At 31.2% G+C, this 22226-nt stretch carries 19 protein-coding genes and 1 pseudogene; 14 read left to right on the forward strand and 6 right to left on the reverse strand.

The genetic code is table 11. The annotated features are described in order from the left end of the window. Nucleotides 1-122: 122 nt before the first annotated feature. From OIO11_RS08440 to OIO11_RS08465, 6 genes are all read left to right on the forward strand, one after another. Nucleotides 123-353, forward strand: coding sequence for a hypothetical protein (locus tag OIO11_RS08440; RefSeq protein ID WP_268071010.1), 231 nt, complete (start codon nt 123-125; stop codon nt 351-353). After that, nucleotides 334-645 carry a YbjQ family protein gene (locus OIO11_RS08445; protein WP_268071011.1) on the forward strand — a complete coding sequence of 104 codons (312 nt, stop codon included), beginning with the start codon at nt 334-336 and terminating at the stop codon, nt 643-645. The genes OIO11_RS08440 and OIO11_RS08445 overlap by 20 nt, the downstream gene beginning before the upstream one ends. Before the next feature lie 249 nt (nt 646-894). Next, nucleotides 895-1470 carry a nucleoside recognition domain-containing protein gene (locus tag OIO11_RS08450; RefSeq protein WP_268071012.1) on the forward strand — a complete coding sequence of 192 codons (576 nt, stop codon included), beginning with the start codon at nt 895-897 and terminating at the stop codon, nt 1468-1470. A 44-nt stretch (nt 1471-1514) separates the two neighbouring features. Further along, a complete protein-coding gene (locus tag OIO11_RS08455) occupies nt 1515-2036 on the forward strand; it encodes a spore maturation protein (RefSeq protein WP_268071013.1) in 522 nt (173 codons plus the stop codon). 60 nt (nt 2037-2096) lie between these two features. Continuing rightward, the gene (locus OIO11_RS08460) at nt 2097-2822 is read left to right on the forward strand and encodes an ABC transporter ATP-binding protein (RefSeq protein WP_268071014.1); all 726 of its coding nucleotides are present in this window, start codon (nt 2097-2099) and stop codon (nt 2820-2822) included. Next, nucleotides 2815-4488 (forward strand): putative ABC transporter permease subunit, encoded by a 1674-nt coding sequence (locus OIO11_RS08465; protein ID WP_268071015.1) that lies wholly within the window; start codon nt 2815-2817, stop codon nt 4486-4488. The genes OIO11_RS08460 and OIO11_RS08465 overlap by 8 nt, the downstream gene beginning before the upstream one ends. Nucleotides 4489-4750: 262 nt before the next feature. Here OIO11_RS08465 and OIO11_RS08470 read toward each other — a convergent pair whose 3' ends face one another. Genes OIO11_RS08470 through OIO11_RS08480 form a run of 3 tightly spaced genes read right to left on the reverse strand, consistent with a single transcriptional unit; the run spans nt 4751 to nt 8475 of the window. Then, nucleotides 4751-5827 (reverse strand): GerAB/ArcD/ProY family transporter, encoded by a 1077-nt coding sequence (locus tag OIO11_RS08470; protein WP_268071016.1) that lies wholly within the window; start codon nt 5825-5827, stop codon nt 4751-4753. 10 nt (nt 5828-5837) lie between these two features. Next, nucleotides 5838-6995 (reverse strand): Ger(x)C family spore germination protein, encoded by a 1158-nt coding sequence (locus tag OIO11_RS08475; protein WP_268071017.1) that lies wholly within the window; start codon nt 6993-6995, stop codon nt 5838-5840. Further along, nucleotides 6982-8475 carry a spore germination protein gene (locus tag OIO11_RS08480; protein WP_268071018.1) on the reverse strand — a complete coding sequence of 498 codons (1494 nt, stop codon included), beginning with the start codon at nt 8473-8475 and terminating at the stop codon, nt 6982-6984. The genes OIO11_RS08475 and OIO11_RS08480 overlap by 14 nt, the downstream gene beginning before the upstream one ends. Nucleotides 8476-8797: 322 nt before the next feature. Between OIO11_RS08480 and thrB the strand changes: the two genes are divergently transcribed. Then, entirely contained in the window at nt 8798-9688 is an 891-nt protein-coding gene (gene thrB, locus OIO11_RS08485) for a homoserine kinase (protein ID WP_268071019.1), read from the forward strand. A 263-nt stretch (nt 9689-9951) separates the two neighbouring features. Here thrB and pdxR read toward each other — a convergent pair whose 3' ends face one another. Both pdxR and OIO11_RS08495 read right to left on the reverse strand, forming a co-directional pair. Further along, the gene (gene pdxR / locus OIO11_RS08490) at nt 9952-11385 is read right to left on the reverse strand and encodes a MocR-like pyridoxine biosynthesis transcription factor PdxR (RefSeq protein WP_268071020.1); all 1434 of its coding nucleotides are present in this window, start codon (nt 11383-11385) and stop codon (nt 9952-9954) included. Between the two features lie 31 nt (nt 11386-11416). After that, entirely contained in the window at nt 11417-12319 is a 903-nt protein-coding gene (locus OIO11_RS08495) for a D-alanine--D-alanine ligase (protein WP_268071027.1), read from the reverse strand. 444 nt (nt 12320-12763) lie between these two features. Here OIO11_RS08495 and OIO11_RS08500 point away from each other — a divergent pair, with 444 nt between their 5' ends. From OIO11_RS08500 to OIO11_RS08510, 3 genes are read left to right on the forward strand one after another with little or no spacing between them, the layout of a single operon-like run. Continuing rightward, a complete protein-coding gene (locus OIO11_RS08500) occupies nt 12764-13141 on the forward strand; it encodes a GntR family transcriptional regulator (RefSeq protein ID WP_268071021.1) in 378 nt (125 codons plus the stop codon). Nucleotides 13142-13145: 4 nt separating this feature from the next. Further along, nucleotides 13146-14042, forward strand: a complete 897-nt coding sequence (locus OIO11_RS08505; protein WP_268071022.1) for an ABC transporter ATP-binding protein — start codon at nt 13146-13148, stop codon at nt 14040-14042. Then, a complete protein-coding gene (locus tag OIO11_RS08510) occupies nt 14023-15135 on the forward strand; it encodes an ABC-2 transporter permease (protein ID WP_268071023.1) in 1113 nt (370 codons plus the stop codon). Before OIO11_RS08505 ends, OIO11_RS08510 begins: the two co-directional genes overlap by 20 nt. Nucleotides 15136-15234: 99 nt before the next feature. Here OIO11_RS08510 and OIO11_RS08515 read toward each other — a convergent pair whose 3' ends face one another. Next, nucleotides 15235-16587, reverse strand: a complete 1353-nt coding sequence (locus OIO11_RS08515; protein ID WP_442781256.1) for an MATE family efflux transporter — start codon at nt 16585-16587, stop codon at nt 15235-15237. Between the two features lie 180 nt (nt 16588-16767). Here OIO11_RS08515 and OIO11_RS08520 point away from each other — a divergent pair, with 180 nt between their 5' ends. The 4 genes and pseudogenes from OIO11_RS08520 to OIO11_RS08535 all read left to right on the forward strand — a co-directional run. After that, complete coding sequence (locus OIO11_RS08520) at nt 16768-19986, forward strand: SNF2 helicase associated domain-containing protein (protein WP_442781258.1); 3219 nt, start codon at nt 16768-16770, stop codon at nt 19984-19986. A gap of 41 nt (nt 19987-20027) precedes the next feature. Then, the gene (locus tag OIO11_RS08525) at nt 20028-20489 is read left to right on the forward strand and encodes a hypothetical protein (RefSeq protein WP_268071025.1); all 462 of its coding nucleotides are present in this window, start codon (nt 20028-20030) and stop codon (nt 20487-20489) included. A gap of 458 nt (nt 20490-20947) precedes the next feature. Beyond that, complete coding sequence (locus OIO11_RS08530; RefSeq protein ID WP_268071026.1) at nt 20948-22087, forward strand: acyl-CoA dehydrogenase; 1140 nt, start codon at nt 20948-20950, stop codon at nt 22085-22087. A 32-nt stretch (nt 22088-22119) separates the two neighbouring features. Continuing rightward, nucleotides 22120-22226 (forward strand): annotated as a pseudogene (locus OIO11_RS08535) (electron transfer flavoprotein subunit beta); the annotation flags it as partial.

The following is a 22226-nucleotide window of genomic DNA, read 5'->3' on the forward strand; positions in this document are numbered from 1 at the left end:
ATGTAATTAATAGTTATAAGGCTGTTTTTAATAAATAGTCTTATGGAGGTATGACTAAATTAAGGTTACTAATAGGTAATAATTAAATTTAAGTTGATAAATTTTTGTGGAGGATACTAAGAATGAAGAGAAAAATAGTATCTGTGGTAGTTATAACCATAATTGTGGCTGCAATAATACTGCTGTATGCATCAGGAATTATTATTGGAGTACAGGAAGCACATATAAATTCTATGTTTTTGCTATTGGTTGTAGGTGCTACTTTAGCAGTAGTAGGCGCATTAATCTATAATTTAATAGAAAGAATTAAGGAAATTAAGGAGGAAGATGAAGATGATATTGGTAAATACTGATTATATTGCAGGGAAAGATCTTGAAACTTTATCTATAGTGAAAGGTTCAACTGTTCATTCAAAAAATGTAGGGAAGGATATTCTAAGTGGTCTTAAGACACTAGTTGGTGGAGAAATTGCAGCTTACACTGAAATGATGAATGAGGCTAGAGCTATTGCCACAAAACGTATGGTTCAGGAAGCAGAAGCTTTAGGAGCAGACGGGGTTATAAATATCAGATATGCAACCAGTGCAATAATGCAGGGTTCAGCAGAAGTTATAGTTTACGGAACGGCAGTAAAGTTTAAGTAACCAGCAAGCAGTAAACAGTAACCAGTAACCAGTAGCCAGTAACCAGTGACTAGGTAGACATGAGTAACTAGTAATTTTTTAGCGGTTGATTATTGAATATTGAATATTGATAATTGCAATACAGGGGACAGTTTGTGATTTTACTTAATTTGGTATGAATTTTAAAACTGTCCTCTTATTCTGCCATACATCTTAATTATTTATCATATATATAATTAATGAATTCCATATAAGGATAGGGTGATATATATGATAAACATTATTTGGTTCTTTTTATTAATTTTTGGGATAATATTTGGACTTGCTACTGGCAAAGGGGATATTATATCAAAATCTATAATAGATTCAACAGAAAATTCTGTTCAACTTTTGATAGGGCTAATAGGAATGATGTGCCTTTGGAGCGGGGTTATGAAGATTGCACAAAGAAGCGGGATAACAGGAAAATTAGCCAAGCTTTTGAAGCCTTTATTAAATCTGCTTTTTAAAGATGTTTCAAAAAATGAAAATGCCATGGGAAGCATATTGCTAAACTTAACATCAAATATGTTGGGACTTTCTAATGCAGCGACTCCTTTTGGAATAAAAGCAATGGAAGAGCTTCAAAAGGTAAATTCAAATAAGGATACTGCAACCAATGACATGGCTCTATTCTTAGTAATCAATGCAGCATGTATTCAGATTATACCAACGTCTATTATTTCTATGAGAGCGGCTTGTGGTTCTAAAAATCCAGGAATTATAATTGTACCTGCAATAATAGCAACAGGAATTGCAGCCATTATGGGAATAATATATTGCAAAGTGCTGGAAAAGTTCTTTTAATTTAGTGAATATATAAACTAAAATTTAATTGGGAGGGATTTTCAGTGCATTATATTATTATTTCTATAATTCCTATATTGCTAAGTTCCATAGTGATTTATGGGATGACTAAAGGAGTAAAGGTTTATGAATGTTTTGTAGAAGGAGCAAAGGAAGGGCTTGATGTATGTTTTAATATATATCCATATTTATTGGCAATGCTTTTGGCTGTAGGAGTATTTAGAGAGTCAGGGGCATTAGGATATTTCATAGAGATTATAAAGCCTGTAGTTAAATTTATAGGACTTCCACCAGAGGTTGTACCTCTTGTAATGGTAAAACCCTTGTCAGGCAGTGGAGCTCAAGGAATTTATATGGACCTTTTAAACAGGTATGGGGCAGATACATATATAGGACTTGTAGCTTCAATAATAATTGGTTCTACGGAAACTATATTTTATACATTGACAGTTTACTTTGGTGCAGTAAATATAAAAAAAATAAGACATACCCTTTGGGCGGCTGTAATGGCAGATTTAACAGCTGTAATTGCTGCGGTAACTATAGCTAAAATTATGTTTAAGTAATTGATTAAGTTACTGATAAGATGAAGATTAATTCATATGAGAAAGGTAAGGGGAGAAAGTATGATTGAAATAACAAATGTAAGTAAGAGCTACAATGGAAAAACAAAAGCTGTAGATGATATCAACCTAACTATTGAGGATGGAGAAATATTTGGTTTTTTAGGACCAAATGGAGCTGGTAAAACTACAACTATAAAAATGATTACAGGAATTTCTGAGGTTGATTGTGGAAGCATTAAAATTAATGGAATAGATATTGAGAATAATCCTCTTGAAGTAAAAAAACAGTTTGGTTTTGTTCCTGATAATCCAGATATGTTTTTAAGACTTAAAGGAATAGAATACTTGAATTTTATGGGAGATATATATGGAGTACCAAAAGAAGCAAGAAAACAAAGAATTGAAAGTCTTGCAGAAAGATTTGAAATGACATCTGCTTTAGGAGATCAAATTCAAAGTTACTCTCATGGGATGAGACAGAAAATAATAATAATGGGTGTTTTGATACATGAACCTCCAGTTTGGATTTTAGATGAACCTATGACAGGACTTGATCCAAAATCATCTTACACATTAAAACAAATGATGAGAGAACATGCGGATAGTGGAAAAACTGTGTTTTTCTCAACTCATGTTTTAGAGGTTGCAGAAAAGCTTTGTGACAAGGTTGCTATTATTAATAAAGGTAAAATATTATTCTGTGGAAGTATAGAGGAAATGAGAACGCATGCTAAAGAAAATCAATCATTAGAAAAAATGTTCTTGGAGATGACTGAAAATGAGTAGAGTTATAGCATTAACAAAGATATTGTTAAAAACCAGTGGAGATTTATTTGGAAGTAAAAAAGATAAAAAGGGCAGCAAATTAAAGCCTGCGTTACTTGCAATATTACTAATAGTGTGTTTCCTGCCTTTGGGAATAATGATAGGAGCGTTTGTTTCAGAACTTTACGATATACTTTCCATGATTGAACAACAGGGTGTTATTTTAAGTTTAGGATTTGTTTTGGTAAGCTTAATTATATTTTTCTTTGGTATATTTTATGTTATGGGAACCTTTTATTTTTCTATGGATATAGATAATTTACTGCCACTGCCTTTTAAACCTTCAGAAATATTAGCAGCTAAATTTGTAGTAGTTTTGATTTATGAATATGTTACAGAATTATTGTTTCTGCTTCCAGTTATAATAGCATATGGTATGAAAAGCAGTGCAGGAGTTTTATATTATATATACAGCATATTGATATATGCAGTATTACCAGTAATACCTCTTGTTTTAGCTTCTATAATAGTTATGGTTATTATGAGATTTACAGGCTTTACTAAAAATAAGGATAGATTTAAGCTGATAGGTGGTTCTCTGGCAATATTTTTAAGTTTAGGATTAAATGTATTGATTCAAAGGTCTTCAAGAGCTGCGATGAATCCTGAGCAAATTGAAAAAATGTTTATGGAAGGCAATAACTCTTTTGTGAATATAATCTCAAAAATGTTTCCAAGTACTAAAATGGCATCAATAGCTGTTCTTGAAAGTGGTAATATGACGGGAATAATGAATATGCTAATATTTATAGGTATATCACTTTTGGCAGTAGGTATATTCTTAGTTTTAGGAGAGGGACTTTACCTAAAGGGAGTCGTTGGAATTTCTGAAACCACATCAAAGAGAAAAGCATTGAGCAAAGAGCAGTTTAGTAAAGAAATAGTAGAAAATTCATTATTGAAATCTTATTTAATGAAGGAAATGAAAATTCTATTAAGAACACCTGCCTATTTCATGAATTGCGTATTTGTTAATTTGTTATGGCCTTTGTTTTTACTTATACCATTTTTAGCAGGTGGAGAAGGATTGGGTGATTTAAAAGCAATGGGTGAAATGATAGACAATCCTAAAACTGCAGCAATAGTAGTTGCAGCAGGTTTTGCATTAATAGTATTTGTTACTTCAAACAATGCTGTAGCATCAACGGCTATCTCAAGAGAAGGAAAGAATTTTTACATTAACAAGTATCTGCCTGTTAGCTATGAAAAACAAATAATAGCTAAAGTAATAACAGCCTTCAGTATGGGAACTGTAAGTATGGCTTCATTGCTTTTAGTGGCATCAATAATATTTAAACCTCCAGTGATAATACTGTTTTTGATTGTAGTAGTAGGAGTATTTGGAACTTTATTTAGCAATTTAGTAGGTATATTTGTTGATATAACCAGGCCAAAATTAGATTGGGACAATGAGCAGAAGGCTGTAAAGCAGAACATGAATGTATTCATAAATGGACTACCCTGCGCTGCATTAGCAGCTCTTACAGTGTTTATTGTGTTTAAGGCAAAACTAGAATTAATAGCAGCAGTAGCATTGATTATAGTAGTATTTGGAGCTATAGATTTTATACTTTATAAAATGCTTATGACTAAAGGGATTGAAAGATACAATAGTATAAATGAATAACAGAATAAAATTGTGAAGCAATTTTATTCTAGTAACCAGTCGCCAGTAGCCAGTAACCAGTCGCCAGTAGCCAGTAACCAGTAGCCAGTAACCAGTAGTTTAAGTAAAAGAAAGAACAAGAACATAGGGATTTTCTATATTCTTGTTCTTTTTTATGTTTATTTTTACTGAATTTAAATTCTTTAATTTTCTTTTCTTTTTTCTTTCTGGTTACTAGTTACTGGTCACTGGCTACTGAAAAGTGCTTCGCACTTTTCTTATATTAACCTTTAATCCTAATTGATAATGCTATAGAAGTTGCATATATTATTGAAAATATTACTGCTATAGGAGTTACTTTTCCTAAAAAGTTTCTTCTTACTATTTCATTAGAAAGAAATAGTGGCAAATAAGCTAATACAGGATAAATAAAAAAACAAATTTTTTTCGTACTGACTCCTTTCATAAAATCTTTTAGAATATTAAGCAGAACAAAATTCATTATAGATATGATTTTAAGCATAATAAAAATCCATGAAAGTATAAAAACATATCTGAAATTGTTTATGATAGGTATGTCTATAATCTCTGATGCACCTAAAACAGGCCACAAATTTTTACTTGTTACATCTAATGAAAAATAATATATTGTTATAAATACAATCCAAACATATATAAGCATAGTTAGAAATACTCCTTTAAGTGAGGAGCTTTTTATTTTACTTTTATCATTTATGTAAGGATATATTAAGAATAAAACTTCTATACCTGTGTATGAAAATGCTGTTTCTATACTTGCTTTTAACACATTGCTAAAACCTGAGCCTAGAATAGGAAGTAAATTCAAAACTGTTGACTTCCCCATAGAAAATATTGGGAGGAATATAAAGGGTAAAGTGATATAAAAAATAATTTCACTTATTTTCCCTATTAAATTTATTCCCTTGTATGCAGCATACATGCAAACAGCAGTTATGAAAACTGATAATTTTAGAGGGCTTAAAAACTCTACAGAAAATACTCTCATCATATTAATATATCCTGAAGTTATAGATGTTATATATAATACAGACTCAATTAAAAATAAGAAATTCAATACATTTCCTAAAAAGTTTCCAAAATATTTTTTACTTAAAAAAAGTATATTATTGTTAGGGTATTTTTTGCTTATATATATGCATATAAAACTAATATACAATGGATATACTGCTCCTATGACAGTGGATATCCATGAATCTTGTCGTGAAATTTTTACTAGACTATTAGGTAAACTTAAAATTCCAATACCCAGCATTGAGCCTAATATTGTAAAAACAAACTGACTGGGAGTTAAAATTTGATTTTCTGATTTAGTTATCATAATTATTCTCCTAAAAATTTCCTCTTCCATACCTGTCTATATTAACTTTTACGTTAACTTTTATGTCAGAATTAGAAACAATTTCATTCCAATCTACTCCTGTATTTCTTCCATATGTAGCAGCAGCTACTCTTCCTAACTCAAGACAATCTAATTTGTAATCCTTTTGCATTTTTTCTAAAAAAATATAGCACATTTTTTTTAGTTTCTTTTCCATGTCACTTCGGAATTTTTTGTTTTCACCAGGTTTATCTAAGAAATCTCCATATAATTCATTGCACATTATATCACCTGTAAAATCTAAGTCTATAGTAAATGTATATTTGTCTTCAATCTTATTGCAAGTGGCTGTTCTTTTAACCTCTGTTATATAATCTATAGATTGTTTTGGGTTTTCTTCAATAGAAAGTGTGCCTTTAGATTTTTTTTCTTTTAAAATGTTCAAAATTTTAGCATCTTCTAAACCAACTTTAGTTACCATTTTATCTTTTTTAAATAAAGCCATACCAGTAATTTCAATATTGTCATTTTTTATTTCGATATATGGTGCAACAAGTTCTCTGCCTTCCTCATCAATTCGTACATATGAATCTATCAACCTGTAATTTTGTGGAAAGAAATTAAGGGATTTAGAGTTTTCTATAATACCTTCTATATAATCAGCAGAACTTGGATATCCTATAACTTTAAATTTTAATAGATCAATAGCTTTTCCCTTACAAACAATTACCCATATTTTGTCATTGGCATGAGGGTTTGCGAAGGTTGTATTTATAACATTTCTTATACTATATCTTGCAAAATCTTCACTAAAAATAATTATTTTTTCAAGTCCAGCCACAAATTTTTTGTTGCTTTTTCTTTGTCTTTCATCTCTTGTAGCGATAATAGTTTTACCAGTACCATCAATTACATTACTAAAGGTTTTATCTTCTTTAAAAATATGATTACTTAGAGATATCTTATATAAAATGTTATCTTTTGATATCTCTTCAATATCACAGCCATAACCTGTTACAACGTCAATCTCTTCCACGGGGCTGAAAGCTACTCCAGTATTTAAATATATAATAATAAGTAAAATTAACACAGGTACTATTAATATCTTGAACCTGTTAATTATGTTCATAGTTTTGAAAGTGAAAGTAGTGTTTTCAGTTTTGTTCATTATTATCCTCCTGGAAGGTATTTCTAAAGTTTGTCTGTCTTACAGGATTAATATTAGGTAGAGATTCTGGACGTTTATTCAGTTTCCATAAAGGAGCTCTTATAAACATATCTTTTATGTCGTTTTTATTAAATTGAAGATATGGAACACCAAAACTATCTAGTGAACATAGATGAACTATTAATAAAAACCAGCCTATACCTATACCAAATATACCCATATAGTTTGCGAGCAAAAGCATAGGATACTCCACAAGTCTTATTACAAGGGCCATATCATAGCTAGGTATTAAAAATGTAGCTATTACAGTAATTCCTATTATAAGAAGTGTAGTGGGACTGACTACTTTTGACTTTATAGCAGTATCGCCTATGATAATACCACCTACCAAGCTTAAAGTCTGACCGATTTTATTTGGAAGTCTAAGACCGCCCTCACGTAAAAACTCAACTATAATTTCCATAGACAAAATCTCTAAAAAAGGAGTAAGAGATATACCTACTCTTGATGCTATAATAGGAGTAATAAATTTTATTGGTATAAGTTCTACATTGAATTTTAATAATGTTAAATATATAGGAGCAAGTGTTATAACTATAAAAACTGCTATAATCCTAAGTATTCTTGTAAAAGATGTAATTGCAGTTCTTTGATTATAATCTTCAACTGCCTGAAAAAATTCAACAAATAAAGTAGGAACTGTGAATACATAAGGTGTTCCATCTGTTATAACAGCAGCTCTTCCATCCATTAAATTGGCTTCAATTATATCGGGTCTTTCACTGCCAAAGGTTTGTGGAAATGGTGTATAAACATAGTTTTCGATATATTGCTGAATTTGACCTGATCCAGTAATACAATCTACATCTATGGCACTTATTCTTTTCCTTAACTCGTCTACAATATTTTTATCTATAAGATCTCCTAAATAAATAATAGCTATATCTGTTTGAGAACGTCTTCCAACCGTTAACTTTTCGATAATCAGACTCTTATCCTTTATCCTCCTTCTAAGAATACTCACGTTAGTTTCCAAATTTTCTATAAATCCATCTTTGGCACCTCTTATGGAGGTTTCAGATTCAGGTTCTGATATTGAGCGATATTCTCCACCTTTAGTATCTACTACTATGTATTCATGTGAATTGCATATGAGTATGATAGTTTTCCCTTTTTTTAGTTCTTCACAAGCTTTATTTATGTCTGTTACTACAGTAGTATTACTGGAAGAAATATATCTTTTACAAAGATATAAACAAATATCTCCTGTACCTGTTAAATCTTCATTTACATGATGCATTAAAGGTTTTAATATATCTCTGTTTATAGTGTCTTTATTTGCCAAACCAGTTATATATAAAATAACACCATCTAAGGGGTGCTTTATACCTATAAAAAGTTCTTTTGTTATCAAGTTACTTTTTGAACCTATAATGTTAATAATTTTGTTTATCTTTATTTCAAGGTTTTCACGCTGCATAACAGTTGCCCCACTTTTAGATAAATTTACTTATGTATAGGTTTTGCGATTTTAATTTTATTATTAGTAGAAAATATTTCTAATAAGGGGGGAGTATTACTGTACTGTCTAACTTCTTTAAATAAATGCTGACTCTGTTATGTATCAAGTTAAATCAAGCATTGAAAAATTGTAAAATGTAATATATAATATTCTTTAAAATACGTACAGTACAAACAAATGTTTTTAAATGAAAAACAAGGGGCAATGTAAAGCGTTAATAAGAGATTAGTACAAATGATATTTATAATTGATTATGGGATATTAAAAAGGGGGATATGTTGTGATAAAAATTAGAATACCTGCTACTACTGCAAATATGGGGCCTGGCTTTGATTCTTTTGGAATGGCATTAAGACTTTATAATGAAGTTTGGATAGAGGAAATTCCAGAAGGAGTTGAAGTTATACAAGAGGGAGAGCCTTCTGAAATACCACTTGAAGATAATCTTATATATACAAGTCTTATAAGAACACTGGACAGACATGGATATAAATATAGAGGATTAAGAATAGATGTGAAAGTAGGGAATGTACCTGTTTCCAGAGGACTCGGAAGTAGTGCTACTTGTATAGTTGCAGGAATTACTGGGGCTAATGTATTGATGGGAAATATATTAAGTACTGATGATATTATAAAGGAAGCAGTAGAAATTGAAGGACATCCAGATAACATTGTACCTGCAGTTGTAGGGGGAATGGTTGTATCCTTGATGGATGGAGATAAGGTTATATACTCAAAGGTAAATATTCCAGAGAATTTAAGAATGTTTGTTATGATTCCAAATTTTAAATTAAGTACAGAAGCAGCAAGAGAGGTGCTTCCATCAAATTACAGCAGAGAAGACTGCATATTTAACCTTTCAAGAGCGGCCATGCTGGTTAATGCAATGAATAATGGAGAACTAGACAAACTTAGAGCAGCAACTCAGGATAGAGTACATCAAATTTACAGAATAGGGCTAATAAAAGATGCGGAGAAAATATTCAAAGCAGCAGAAAAATACGGTTCCTTAGCCGAATGTATAAGCGGTTCAGGGTCTACTCTTATGGCATTAGTTGATTCAAACAATAAGGAGTTTGAGAAAAACATGGTTAACTTCTTAAGTGAACTTGAAGATGAATGGGAAGTGCACTTGCTGGAAGCAGATGGTGAAGGGGTTACTTTATTATAAAAGAAGTGGGTAATATAAGAATGTTGCGACGCAACATTCTTATATTACCCAGTAGCCAATCACCAATCCCCAGAGTAAAGAAAAAAGATAAAAACAATTAAGAACAATTAGATAAAAATAAATTAAAATAGACTTAAAGATAGATTATATCTACTTTAAGTCTATTTTAATTTATTCTAATTTTAGTTTTGCATTAGCAAAATGTCATTGTCTGGTGACTGGGGATTGGCGACTGGTTACTAGAATAAAATTGTTACACAATTTTATTCTTTTATGCATTCTCCAATTATCCTAAATCCTTTTTCCATATCTTCTTCACTTACTCTTGAGAAGCCTAGTCTCAAGGTGTTTTCACCAGAATTATCAGTATAAAATATATCTCCAGGGGTGAAAAGCACACCTTTTTTATAACACTTTTTCAATACTTCCCTGGAATTAATGCCCCTTAATTTTATGAATATATGAAGGCCTCCGTCACCTAAAATGGCTTCATAGGGTATATATTTTTCAGCTAACTCCATGGCAAGATTATATTTTTCTTTATAGAAGTTTCTTACCTTTTTTAAATATTTCTCAAAGCTTCCACTTTTCAAATATTCGTAAAGGAGTGCTTGATCTAAGAAGGAAGTGTGGATATTTCGGCTTCTTTTTACACTTTCTAAGGTGTTTATAAGCCCTTTATCTGCAAGAACCCATCCAATCCTTATACCGGGAAAAAGTATTTTTGAGAAACTCCCAATATATATAATACCGTTTCCTTCTCCACAAAAGGCTGCCATAGGAGCAATGTGGGAGCTTAGATGAAGTAGTTCTTCATTAAATCCGTCTTCAATTATAGGAACATTATATTCTTTAAATATATTATATATCTTTTCTCTTTTTTCCGATGGCATCACAATTCCAGTAGGATTGTGATAAGAAGGAACCAGATATGCCATTTTAACTTGGTTTTGCTGAAGAACTTTCTCTAATTCCTGTGCATTTAAGCCATCTTGTTCCATAGTTATGCCGATAATGTCTATACCCTTAAGTCTCATAATCTTTAAGGCAGTATTATGAGTAGGATTTTCACATATGACTTTATCGCCTTTTTCCGTAAGAGAAGACAATACTATGTCAAAACCTTCTGTAAAGCCATTAGTTATTAATATATCTTTGTTAGCTATATTTACACCTTTACTTTTCATATACTCCATCAGATAATCTATTAAAGGTTTATAGCCTTGGGCATATCCGTAGTTTAGAATTTTTTCACCTTCTATGGAAATTCTGTTCATAAAGGCTCTTTTGAATTCTTCAATATCAAACAAAGTTTCATCTGGAGCTATGCTTTTAAAGGATATCATTCCTTTTTTATATTTTAATTCCGTTTTTATTATATCAAGTTCTTCAGAAGCTATTGCATAGTCATTAATTTTGTTTTGCCAATCAATAGTCCATCTATCTTCTGAGATTATTTTAACATCTGATACAAAGGTGCCTTTGCCTTTTAGAGTATAAACCAAGCCGCTATCCTCTAGAGATTCATATGCCTTTATTACTGAATTACGGCTTACATTAAGGATTTTTCCAAGCTCTCTGCTAGAAGGAAGCTTACTTCCAGTAGGAAGCATTCCTTTCTCTATCATTTCTTTTATATGATTATTAATCTGTATATAAATTGGAATTTCTCCCTTTAGGCATATATCTGCAAACATATTAGCACCTCTGTTTTAAAAACTTATTTCATTAATCTTCATTTTCCATGGAATACTCTATAATATAGTCTAATAATTGACTAAAGTCTATACCTTTTGCTTGTGCGCTTTTAGGGAAAAGACTATTTGGGGTCATTCCAGGCAAAGTATTTATTTCAAGGACATAAACTTCATCATTTTTTACAATAACGTCAACTCTAGCATATGCCTTACATTTAAATATATTCCAGCATTCCTTTGATATATCCTCTATTTTTTTTTGTAATATATCAGGCAATTGAACAATATTTTCTTCTGCTCCGTCATTATCATACTTGGAATTATAATCAAAAAACTCAGATTTAGGTTTTATTGAAATTATAGGCAGTGTTTCTCCGTTCAAAATACAGCAGGTCATCTCTTCACCTTGTACATATTCTTCAATCATGATTTCAGAATCGTACTTTAGTGCTTCACAAACAGCTTTTTCTACTTCTTCGTTATTTTTTACTATAAAGATTCCAATACTTGAACCTCCACAGTTAGGTTTTACTACTAATGGATATCCCATTTCTTCTAATATATTATAATTTATATCTTCTAATTTTTTAACCATAACCCACTTAGGCGTTTTAATTCCTTCATATTTTAACATTTTCTTGCTCATATTCTTGTCCATACATACTGCGCTGGACAAAACACCACTACCTGAATATGGTATATCAATGGTTTCCAATACAGATTGAACCTTTCCATCTTCACCAAAAGTACCGTGCAGAGCAATAAAAGCAAAATCTAAGCATTTAACTTTATCTATAAGCTCATACCTGGTTGTTATAGGTATAGGCAAAACTTCATATTTATTTCTATCAAGGTTTTTTATAATTTCTTTTCCAGTAAGAAGAGATATTTCTCTTTCTGATGAGGTTCCCCCCATTATAACTCCTACCATCATCATAGTACATTCCTCCAAAAAAGTATCCTTCACGTTATATTGTACATTATCTACACAAATAAAAAAGAACCACAGTAATTTAGATTAAGTTTGGGAGTGGTCATTATGAGAATGTTGCGACACAACATTCTTGTATTCCCCAGTCGCCAATCACCAATCCCCAGAGTAAAGAAAAAAGATAAAAGCACTTAAGAACAATTAGATAAAAATAAATTAAAATAGACTTAAAGATAGATTATATCTACTTTAAGTCTATTTTGCTTTATTTTAATTTTAGTTTTGCATTAGCAAAACATCCTTCTCTGGTGACTGGGGATTGGGGATTGGTTACTAGAATAAAATTGTTACACAATTTTATTCAGTGTTGACAAATTAACCCAAAAGAGGTATATTACTAGTGTACTATATAAACTAGTACACTTAATACAGTTAGGAGGTGACCATGTGATTAATATAGACAGCAGAAGCAGTAAACCTATTTATGAACAGGTTGTAGATGGGGTGAAAGAAAACATTATAAAAGGTATTTTGCAGCCGGGAGATAAATTGCCTTCTGTTAGAGAACTGTCAGCTATGCTTACAACTAATCCTAATACTATCAGCAAAGCCTATAAAGAGCTGGAAAGGCAGAAGGCTATTGAAACAATAAAAGGAAAGGGTACTTATGTGGCTAGTGATTATAAGCCAAAGATTGATGAAGATAAGTTAGAAATACTGAAAAAGAAGATAAAAGAAATATTAATAGAAGCTCATTATATGGGGCTGGGAAAAGGTGAAATTATAGAGTTATTGGAAAAAATTCATAGGGAGTTAAAGGAGTGATAACATGATTGAAACAAATGGTGTATGTAAGAGTTTAGGAAATAAGCAGGTACTAAAAAACATAAACCTTCATGTGAAAAAGGGAAGCATATTTGGACTGATTGGTGAAAATGGAGCAGGTAAAACAACTTTAATAAGATGTTTAACTGGGATTTTTAAAGTTGATGATGGAGGAATAAAAATAGATGGTCAGCAGGTTTTTGAAAATCCAGAAGTAAAACAGAAAATAGGATATGTGGCAGATCAAAATCAGTACTTTTCTTCTTTTAAAATAAAAGAATTGGTTGATTTTTATGAAATGACCTATCCAAGCTTTTCTTTAGAAAGGTTTAAAGAGCTCAATCAAATTTTTAGTATTCCAGAGGGAAAAAGAATAAGAGAACTTTCAAAAGGAATGAAAATGAGGGTATCATTAATGCTTAATTTAAGCATATATCCAGAAGTTTTAATTTTGGATGAGCCTACATCAGGTTTGGACCCCATTATAAAGAAAAAGGTAATGAGTCTTTTAGTAGAAGAAGTAGCAGATAGAGATGTAACTGTTTTTATTTCGTCCCATCATTTAAATGATTTAGAGAGAGTTTGTGACAGTATTGCAATTATGGATAAGGGTGAAATAAAATATGTAAACAATATTGAAGATATGAAGGATAATATTAAAAAGCTTCAGGTAGTATTTAAGGATAAGATTTCAGTAGACTTTTCTTCTTGGAATGAGATAATGACTGTAGAAAAATTAGGAAGGGTCAATTATGTTATTACAAAGAATTATTCTAAAGAATTGGAGCAAAAGCTTCTTAATCATGGAGCTATGTTTGTAGAAGAAATAGATTTAAGTTTAGAAGATATGTTTATTTATTCTATGGAGGAGGGACGAGATTATGAAAAAAATTTGGCGTAATCCTTTAGTTTATAAGGAATGGAAAAGTGTAAGATGGATTACATTACTTATGACTTTGAGTATATTCTTTACAAAGATAATGTCAGTTATGAGTCGGTTAAAATGGATTAAAGAAATTGAAACTAGTGGAGAAATTTTCGGTAGACCAATAGCTCCAAAAGATTTTCCATTATATACAAAGTATTGGTTTAATCAAGCTTTATTAGATTATGATAATGAAATGTTTGTTTTTTCTACAATAGGCTGCTTAGTTCTACTTGTTGTTGTCCTTTTTAGAAGTGAAAGACAGAACAAAACCTATGAACTTTTAGCTTCTATGCCTTTTAAAAGAAAAGATATAATAGTAACTAAATGGTATATGGGTATGCTGAGTATATTCATTAGTTGTTTTATTGGATTTATTGCACTTTCTATGTTTTATACAAGCAATATTAAATATATTCAGGATTCCTATAGTATTGTTTTTAAGTGGTCACTACTTCATATGCTTATGTATATGAGCATTTTTACTATACTGTTTTTTATTCAGAGTGTAATGGGACAGAATATTGCAGGGTCTATAGTGGGAGCTATTATAATAGTTGTGCCATTTTTTATACTAACAATGATTTCAGAACTAATACGAGTTTATGCTGGATTGTCATGGAAAGATAAAATTATCAGAGATATAGATGCAGTGGCTAATAATCTGAATTTGTATGATTTTAGTAGAACTGAATGGATACAAGTAGGCAATTACAAAATCAGGGAAGAGCTGGGCTGCTATGCTGATCATTATTGTATTTATAACAACTATAATTTAAAAATTATAGCCTTGTTGATAATAATGTGCATATTCTTTGCACTATCAGTTTATGCATATAAGAGAAATGCCTTTGAAAAGAATGGAAACTTAATTTTGTTTTCTGCTTTAGAATCAGTATTTAAGTGGGGAGTGGCCATTTGTTTAGGACTTTTACTTTGTGGTGTGTTTGGAATTGGGTATGCAGATAACGATAAAATTGTAACAGGTATTTTCTTAGTTATAGGAACAGCTCTAGGGTACTTTACAGCTAACAAAGCTATTAAGATTTGTGCTAGTAGTAATAAATGATTCAACTTGATTAGTGGAGTTGAGATATGGGAAAATAAAAAATGTGAGAGAATATAAAAAATTACTAAAGTAAAGAAGGCATATAGTACGGGGAGGGTACTATATGCCTTCTTTTTCATGTTTGAATTTTCTTTTAAACAGAATAAACATGGTTACTCCTTCAAATATCCATTGAACAGCAGTTATCCACCAAACATATACTACGGATACTTTTAACACATATACAAAGTAGAACATTAGAGGAAGGCGTATAAACCAGCTGGAAATCAAAGAGACTTTAAAAGGTGTTTGGGTATTTCCTGCGCCTTTCAGTGCTCCTCCAAGGATAAGAGAAACTGCCATAGGAATTTGCTCAACAGAAGCTACCATAAGGCATAAGGCTCCAAGGCGTATAACTTCTTTTTCAGTAGTATCAATAAACGGTTTTATCAAAAACTCTGGACAAACCAAGAAAAATAATGCACATATAGCCATAAACAAGGCTCCTAAAAATGTACAGGCAAAAGCATATTCCTTAGCTTTTTCATAATTTTTTTCACCTATTTTGTGTCCAACTAAAGTAGTTGCAGCAACGCCAAAGCCCCATCCAGGCATAAAGGATATGGACTCAATTGTGGTAGTTATCTGGTTTGCTGCAAAGGCGGTAGCTCCAATATGCATTATAATAAATGAGCTTAAAAGTCTGCTTAGTGAGAACGATCCTTCCTGCATACCGGAAGGAATAGATAACTTCAACAGGGTTGAAAGTTTATTAGTATTTAAAGCCTTTATATATTTAGGTCTAATTTTAATCTTAGATTTTTTAAAGGTATAAAGTGCTGCAAAAATGAAGCCTGTTATTTGAGCTATGGAAGTGGCAATAGCTGCTCCCTTTACTCCAAGTTCAGGAAATCCAAATCTACCGAATATTAAAACCCAGTCCAAGCTTAGATTTACTACATTTATAAGGAATGATATTAAAAGAGGAATTTTTGTATTGCCATATCCTCGTAGTATTCCATTTATCATACTAGTTAACATATTAAAGAACAGACCAAAAGAGATTATCCTCATATAGGTAACCCCAAGATTTATAACATCACCTTTTGCTTGTGCAAGTATAAGGATATTTTTTGAAAAAGCAAACATTGCTATTGATATAAATAAAGAAATTATTGCTCCTATAAAGATACCTATGGATGCATATTCTTCGGCAGAATCATACTTTTTAGCCCCATATTTTCTGGCTACTAATGAAGTTATTCCAACGGCTATACCTACTGATATAAACATATTGATAAAGGTATATAAAATTTCAGAACTTAATCCTACAGCACTTACAGCAATTTTTCCTCCGTACTTACCTACCATCATGGTGTCTAGGACCCATATCATCATGTACAAAGTCATTTCACCAACAGCAGGCAGAGCCAGGGACAGAACGTCTTTAATTATGTTTTTATTAAACATGATTTTACCCCTTTTGCAAATATATTACTTCTCATTTATATTAATGTATTAAATAAAATAAAACAACCCTTCTTTTATTTTGCTTGAATTTTGGCTAAAATAGTAGGTATATGAATTCAGGCCGAGGTGAATATATTGATCAATATAACTGAAAGAACGATAAAAAACTTAACAAGTGAAATAATGTATATGAGAGGAGAAAAATATTATCTTCAAGGCAATGTAGTGGATGTAGATACAGCTGTAATAAATAATAATAATCTTGATGGGGAGATAACTATTATTAAAGGCAAGATTAAATCGGATAATGAAATTAAAATATACAATGCTTATGCTGCCATTAATAAGTATGGTGGAATTACTAATGTTAATTGTGAATGTCAGGCATTTATGAATTACTTTCCAGCAGTTGGAGTGTGTAAACACGTTATTGCCCTTCTTTTAAAATATGTAAGAGAAAAAGACCTGATTATGAATCCAAGAGGTTCAAGACAAGTAAAACAGCTTATAAAGGCTTTAGGATATGCCCATTTGGACAGTATGAGTGGTAAAAAGCAAATAAAAATAGAATACAGATATCAGCATGAAAGCTGGAACGGAGGAGTATCTGCACTGGAGTTAAAAGCTGGAGAAAGTCAAATGTATGTTGTAAAGGACCTAAAGGAATTTATCGAAGCTATTAAAAATAAGGATAGAACTATTTACTTTGGACAAAAATTCACCTTTGATCCTTCTATTCACCAGTTTAAAGAAGAGGATGAGAACATAATCAACATTCTTATGGAAGTATATGATATGAATGATAAGGTTAGATATTTAGATAATTATAGCTATGCTTCAAATAGATTTTTAAAAGGAAAAAAAGCATATTTTATTGAGAGTCAAATAAAGAGAGTATTTCAGCATTTAAAAGGAAGAACTATAGAGATAAACATTGATGGGCAAAATAGTGTTAAAGGAAAGATATTGGAAGAGGATATGCCTTTGGAATTCAGTCTTATGAAAGAGAGAAAAGATATAGTTTTAGAGCAAAAAGGAGTATTGCCTGTGCCTATTACAGTAGATGGAGAGTATTTTATTTATAAGGACAATATTTATAGACCTTCTGATGAGCAGAGAGAGATTTATTTACCTTTCTATGATGCTTTTATACACAATAGACATAGAGTTATAAGATTTGACAATGAAGACAGTGAAGAACTGGCTTCATATATAGTACCAAATCTAAAGAAAGTCAGCTCAAATATTAATATGGATTCCAGTTTAACAAATAATTTTTATGAAGAACCCCTTAAAATATCTATATATCTTGATAAACAGGATACTGGAGTAAGTGCTCAGGTGAAATACAATTATGGAGAAATAGAAATAAATCCTCTGAAGGATGAAGATGTACGAAAAGATAAAAAAATTCTGGTTAGAGATATAAGAGAAGAAGTGAAGCCTATAAATGCTATTCTTAACTTTGGATTTGAAAAGAGAAAAGAAAAATTTGTATTAATGGATGAAGATAGACTTATAGAGTTTCTGATTAAAGGTATTGAAGCACTTCAACAATTTGGAGAAGTGTATTATTCAGAAGCTTTTAAAAATGTCAAGGTACATACTTCTTCCAACGTAACTTCAAGTATTAGAATAAATAATGAAGATTTATTAGAGTTTACTTTTGATATTGAAGGTGTAGAGAAAGAAGAGCTTAGGAATATTTTTGAAGCTTTGAGGGAGAAAAAAAAATACTACAAGCTGAAAAAGGGAGGATTTATCCCGTTGGACAATGATGAACTCAGCAGCTTTGCAAGTATGATTGATTATTTAAACATAAAGGATTCTGATTTAGGTAAGGAAAAGGTACTGCTTTCTCGATACAATGCTTTATATATAGAGCAGAGTACAAAAGATAAGGGATTAAAGATAGAAAAGGATAAAAAATTCAAAGAGCTTATAAGTAATGTGAATGAAATAAAGGATGAAGAATTAGAACCTAAAGAAGAAATAAATAAAATAATGAGAGACTATCAAAAATTTGGATTCAAGTGGCTTAAAACCCTTGCAAAATGCGGTTTTGGTGGAATACTTGCGGATGAAATGGGACTTGGAAAAACGCTTCAAGCCATATCATTTATTCAGTCAGAGGTGGAACAGGGTGAAAAACAGACTTGTTTGGTCGTAGCGCCTACTTCCTTGGTGTACAACTGGAAGGATGAGATTGAAAAATTTGCACCGGATCTTAAAACCTTAGTTATATCGGGAAGTAAGAAAGAAAGAAGAGATAAACTAAAAGAAATTTATGAGTACGATGTTATCCTTACTTCATATCCACTTATAAGGAGAGATATAGAGGATTATGAAGAAATTAATTTTAAATACTGCTTTTTAGATGAAGCACAGCATATAAAGAATCCTAATTCTATAAATTCAAAAGCTGTGAAGGAATTAAAAGCAAAGGGATACTTTGCGCTGACAGGAACACCAATAGAAAATTCTCTTACAGAGCTTTGGTCTATATTTGATTTTATTATGCCTGGGTATTTAATGAGTCACAGTAAATTTTCACACAAATATGAAGGCCCTATAGTTAAAGATAATAATGCTGAAGCGTTAAAGGAACTTAATAAGCATATAAAGCCTTTTATATTAAGAAGAGTGAAAAAGGATGTTATAAAAGAGCTTCCTTCAAAGATAGAGCATAAGGTAGTGGTTGAAATGACTAAAGAGCAGAAAAAACTTTATGCTGCGTATCTAACACAATCGAAGGAGGAAATAGACACAGAAATACGAGAAAAAGGGTTTAAAAACAGTAGATTTAAGATTTTATCTATTCTTACAAGGTTAAGACAAATCTGCTGTGATCCTACTACTTTTATAGATAATTTTAAAGGTGAAAGCGGTAAGATGGAAGCCTTGGACGATTTGTTAGAGGACAGTATAAAATCGGGACACAGAATATTGTTGTTTTCTCAATTTACTTCTGTATTAAAAAACATAGAAAAAAGGTTAAAAAAGAATAAAATAGAATATATGTATTTAGATGGTCAAACCCATATGGAAGATAGAGGCGAGCTGGTTAAGAGTTTTAACGAAGGAGAAGGAAAAGTATTCTTAATTTCCCTAAAAGCAGGAGGGACAGGACTGAATCTAACTGGAGCAGATACGGTAATTCACTTTGATCCTTGGTGGAATCCGGCAGTTGAAGAACAAGCTTCAGACAGAGCGCATAGAATTGGGCAGGAAAAGACGGTTCAGGTTATAAAGCTGATAGCTAGAGGAAGTATCGAAGAAAAAATTTATAAATTGCAGCAAAAGAAAAAAGAAATAATAAAAAATGTAATGGATTCAGAAATTAAAGAGGAAAGTTTGATTTCACAGATGAATGAAGAGGAAATTAAAGAACTGTTTATTTAGTAACTAGTGACTGGTTACTAGAAAAAATGGGAGGGATTATTATGCTTAGTAAGCTGATAGGATTTTTCACTAAGAGAAAGAGAACTATACCGGAGCAAAGCTTGATCTATACAAGAAACAGGCTGAAACAGCTGCTCTATAATGATGGAAAGATTTTAGACATAGCGATAAATGAGAGACTTATTGAATTGGAAAAAAAGCTGGAATATTTAATAGAAAAAGAATATCATATACACATTTTGGATGAATTGAATGGTGTTCTGCTGGCACTAATAGAGAGCAGTATTAATAAGAATAAGATATTACCTGGTTCTGTTGAAAAAATAAAGGAAGCTTTAGAACAGTATGAAAATTTTATAGATAATATGATTAAACAGCATGAAGAGGAAGAAAACAAGGAAATAGAAATGACAGAAAAGGTTATAAATATGGAATTGGATAAGTTTAGTAGTGTTGTAAAAAGTATGAGTGATGATATTAAAAAAAGTAAAGGAAATACATGATGAATTTTATTTATTTTTCATACAATAATATGGAAATTAACCATTTTATGTAATTAAGCAACGAATGGTGTTAATTTTTTACAAATGAATATTATTGCAAAAATAACATAAATTACAAGTATAAAAGTTGTCAAAAAAGCACAATTTATATATATAAACGTACTTTGATAATTATATATAAGGTCGTTGCGAGAATAGGGGAATATAGTTAAAAGCAAGATACTAGAGCCTCCAGTTTATTGCAAGTAAGTGTTAAGAAGTTCACAAATTTCTGCGTTTTATCAGCTGAGTATATAAATATAAACTAAATGAATAAAAATACAGTTAGTATACAAAAAGAAACTAAAAAACAAAAAAGTGCATACTTAAAAAAAAGATGCAAATATATTAAAATTAAGTTGTAAATGGAGTGAAACTTAGTTTAAAATAAAACATTAAGGTTTATAGGAGGTAAGAAAATGAACTTTGAATTAACTAAAGAGCAAAAATTAGTAGTACAAGCAGTTAGAGAGTTTGCACAAAACGAAGTAAAACCTATAGCAGCGGAAGCAGACCAAACTTGTATTTTCCCAATGGAACAATACAAAAAAATGGGACAAATGGGATTAATAGGTTTACCTTTTGCAACTGAATATCAAGGAGCAGGTGGAGATTATCTATCATACATCCTTGCTGTTGAAGAAATTTCAAAAGTAGATGGATCTCTTGGAATATCTTATTCGGTTCAAACTTCTCTTTGCATGGGAGCACTAAATGCATTTGGTACTGAAGAACAAAAGAAAAAATACCTTCCAGATTTATGTACTGGTAAAAAAATAGGTTCTTTTGGATTAACTGAACCAAACGCTGGAACAGATGCTTCAGGACAACAAACAATAGCTGTTAAAGATGGCGATGATTATATATTAAACGGACAAAAATGTTTCATAACAAACAGTCCAATTGCAGACACTTTTGTAATATTTGCTATGACAGATAGATCAAAAGGTACAAAAGGAATAACTGCATTTATAGTTGAGAAGGAGTTCCCTGGAATTTCAATAGGAAAAATCGAAGACAAAATGGGAATAAGATCATCTCAAGTAGGTGAAGTTATATTTGAAGATTGTAGAGTACCAGCTGAAAACATGCTTGGAAAAGAAGGAAAAGGTTTTGGTATAGCAATGAAAACTCTTGACGGAGGAAGAATTGGTGTAGCAGCTCAAGCATTAGGTATAGCTGAAGGTGCTGTAGAAGAAACAGTAGCATACATGAAAGAAAGAAAACAATTTGGAAAACAACTTCACAAATTCCAATACTTAGCTTTCAGAATGGCTGATTTAAAAGCTAGAATAGAACAAGCAAGATACCTAGTATATAAAGCTGCAATGGATAAAAATAACGGAAAACCATATTCAGTATCAGCTGCTTTAGCTAAAATGACAGCTTCAGATTGCGCTATGTACGTAACAACTAACTGTGTTCAAATGTTAGGTGGATATGGATTCATTAAAGATTATCCATTAGAAAGAATGATGAGAGATGCTAAGATAACTCAAATCTACGAAGGAACTAACGAAGTTCAAAGAATGGTTATTTCAGGAGACATGTTCAGATAGTATACAAACTGATAATGAGGAGGATTTAGATAATGAAGATAGTTGTTTGTTTAAAACAAGTTCCAGATACAAACGAAGTTAAAATAGATCCAGTAAAAGGAACACTTATAAGAGAAGGAGTTCCATCAATCATCAACCC

The organism is Clostridium sp. ZS2-4 (genome assembly GCF_026719745.1).
Taxonomy (GTDB): domain Bacteria; phylum Bacillota; class Clostridia; order Clostridiales; family Clostridiaceae; genus Clostridium_H.

Excerpts from the sequence above, each read along its gene's own strand:
- OIO11_RS08450 (WP_268071012.1), top strand. The coding sequence starts at position 895 with ATGATAAACATTATTTGGTTCTTTTTATTAATTTTTGGGATAATATTT.
- OIO11_RS08520 (WP_442781258.1), top strand. The coding sequence starts at position 16,768 with ATGTATATGAGAGGAGAAAAATATTATCTTCAAGGCAATGTAGTGGAT.
- OIO11_RS08480 (WP_268071018.1), bottom strand. The coding sequence starts at position 8,475 with ATGCAGCGTGAAAACCTTGAAATAAAGATAAACAAAATTATTAACATT.
- OIO11_RS08505 (WP_268071022.1), top strand. The coding sequence starts at position 13,146 with ATGATTGAAACAAATGGTGTATGTAAGAGTTTAGGAAATAAGCAGGTA.
- OIO11_RS08525 (WP_268071025.1), top strand. The coding sequence starts at position 20,028 with ATGCTTAGTAAGCTGATAGGATTTTTCACTAAGAGAAAGAGAACTATA.
- OIO11_RS08495 (WP_268071027.1), bottom strand. The coding sequence starts at position 12,319 with ATGATGGTAGGAGTTATAATGGGGGGAACCTCATCAGAAAGAGAAATA.
- OIO11_RS08475 (WP_268071017.1), bottom strand. The coding sequence starts at position 6,995 with ATGAACAAAACTGAAAACACTACTTTCACTTTCAAAACTATGAACATA.
- OIO11_RS08460 (WP_268071014.1), top strand. The coding sequence starts at position 2,097 with ATGATTGAAATAACAAATGTAAGTAAGAGCTACAATGGAAAAACAAAA.
- OIO11_RS08470 (WP_268071016.1), bottom strand. The coding sequence starts at position 5,827 with ATGATAACTAAATCAGAAAATCAAATTTTAACTCCCAGTCAGTTTGTT.
- OIO11_RS08440 (WP_268071010.1), top strand. The coding sequence starts at position 123 with ATGAAGAGAAAAATAGTATCTGTGGTAGTTATAACCATAATTGTGGCT.
- OIO11_RS08465 (WP_268071015.1), top strand. The coding sequence starts at position 2,815 with ATGAGTAGAGTTATAGCATTAACAAAGATATTGTTAAAAACCAGTGGA.
- OIO11_RS08445 (WP_268071011.1), top strand. The coding sequence starts at position 334 with ATGATATTGGTAAATACTGATTATATTGCAGGGAAAGATCTTGAAACT.
- OIO11_RS08530 (WP_268071026.1), top strand. The coding sequence starts at position 20,948 with ATGAACTTTGAATTAACTAAAGAGCAAAAATTAGTAGTACAAGCAGTT.
- OIO11_RS08510 (WP_268071023.1), top strand. The coding sequence starts at position 14,023 with ATGAAAAAAATTTGGCGTAATCCTTTAGTTTATAAGGAATGGAAAAGT.
- pdxR (WP_268071020.1), bottom strand. The coding sequence starts at position 11,385 with ATGTTTGCAGATATATGCCTAAAGGGAGAAATTCCAATTTATATACAG.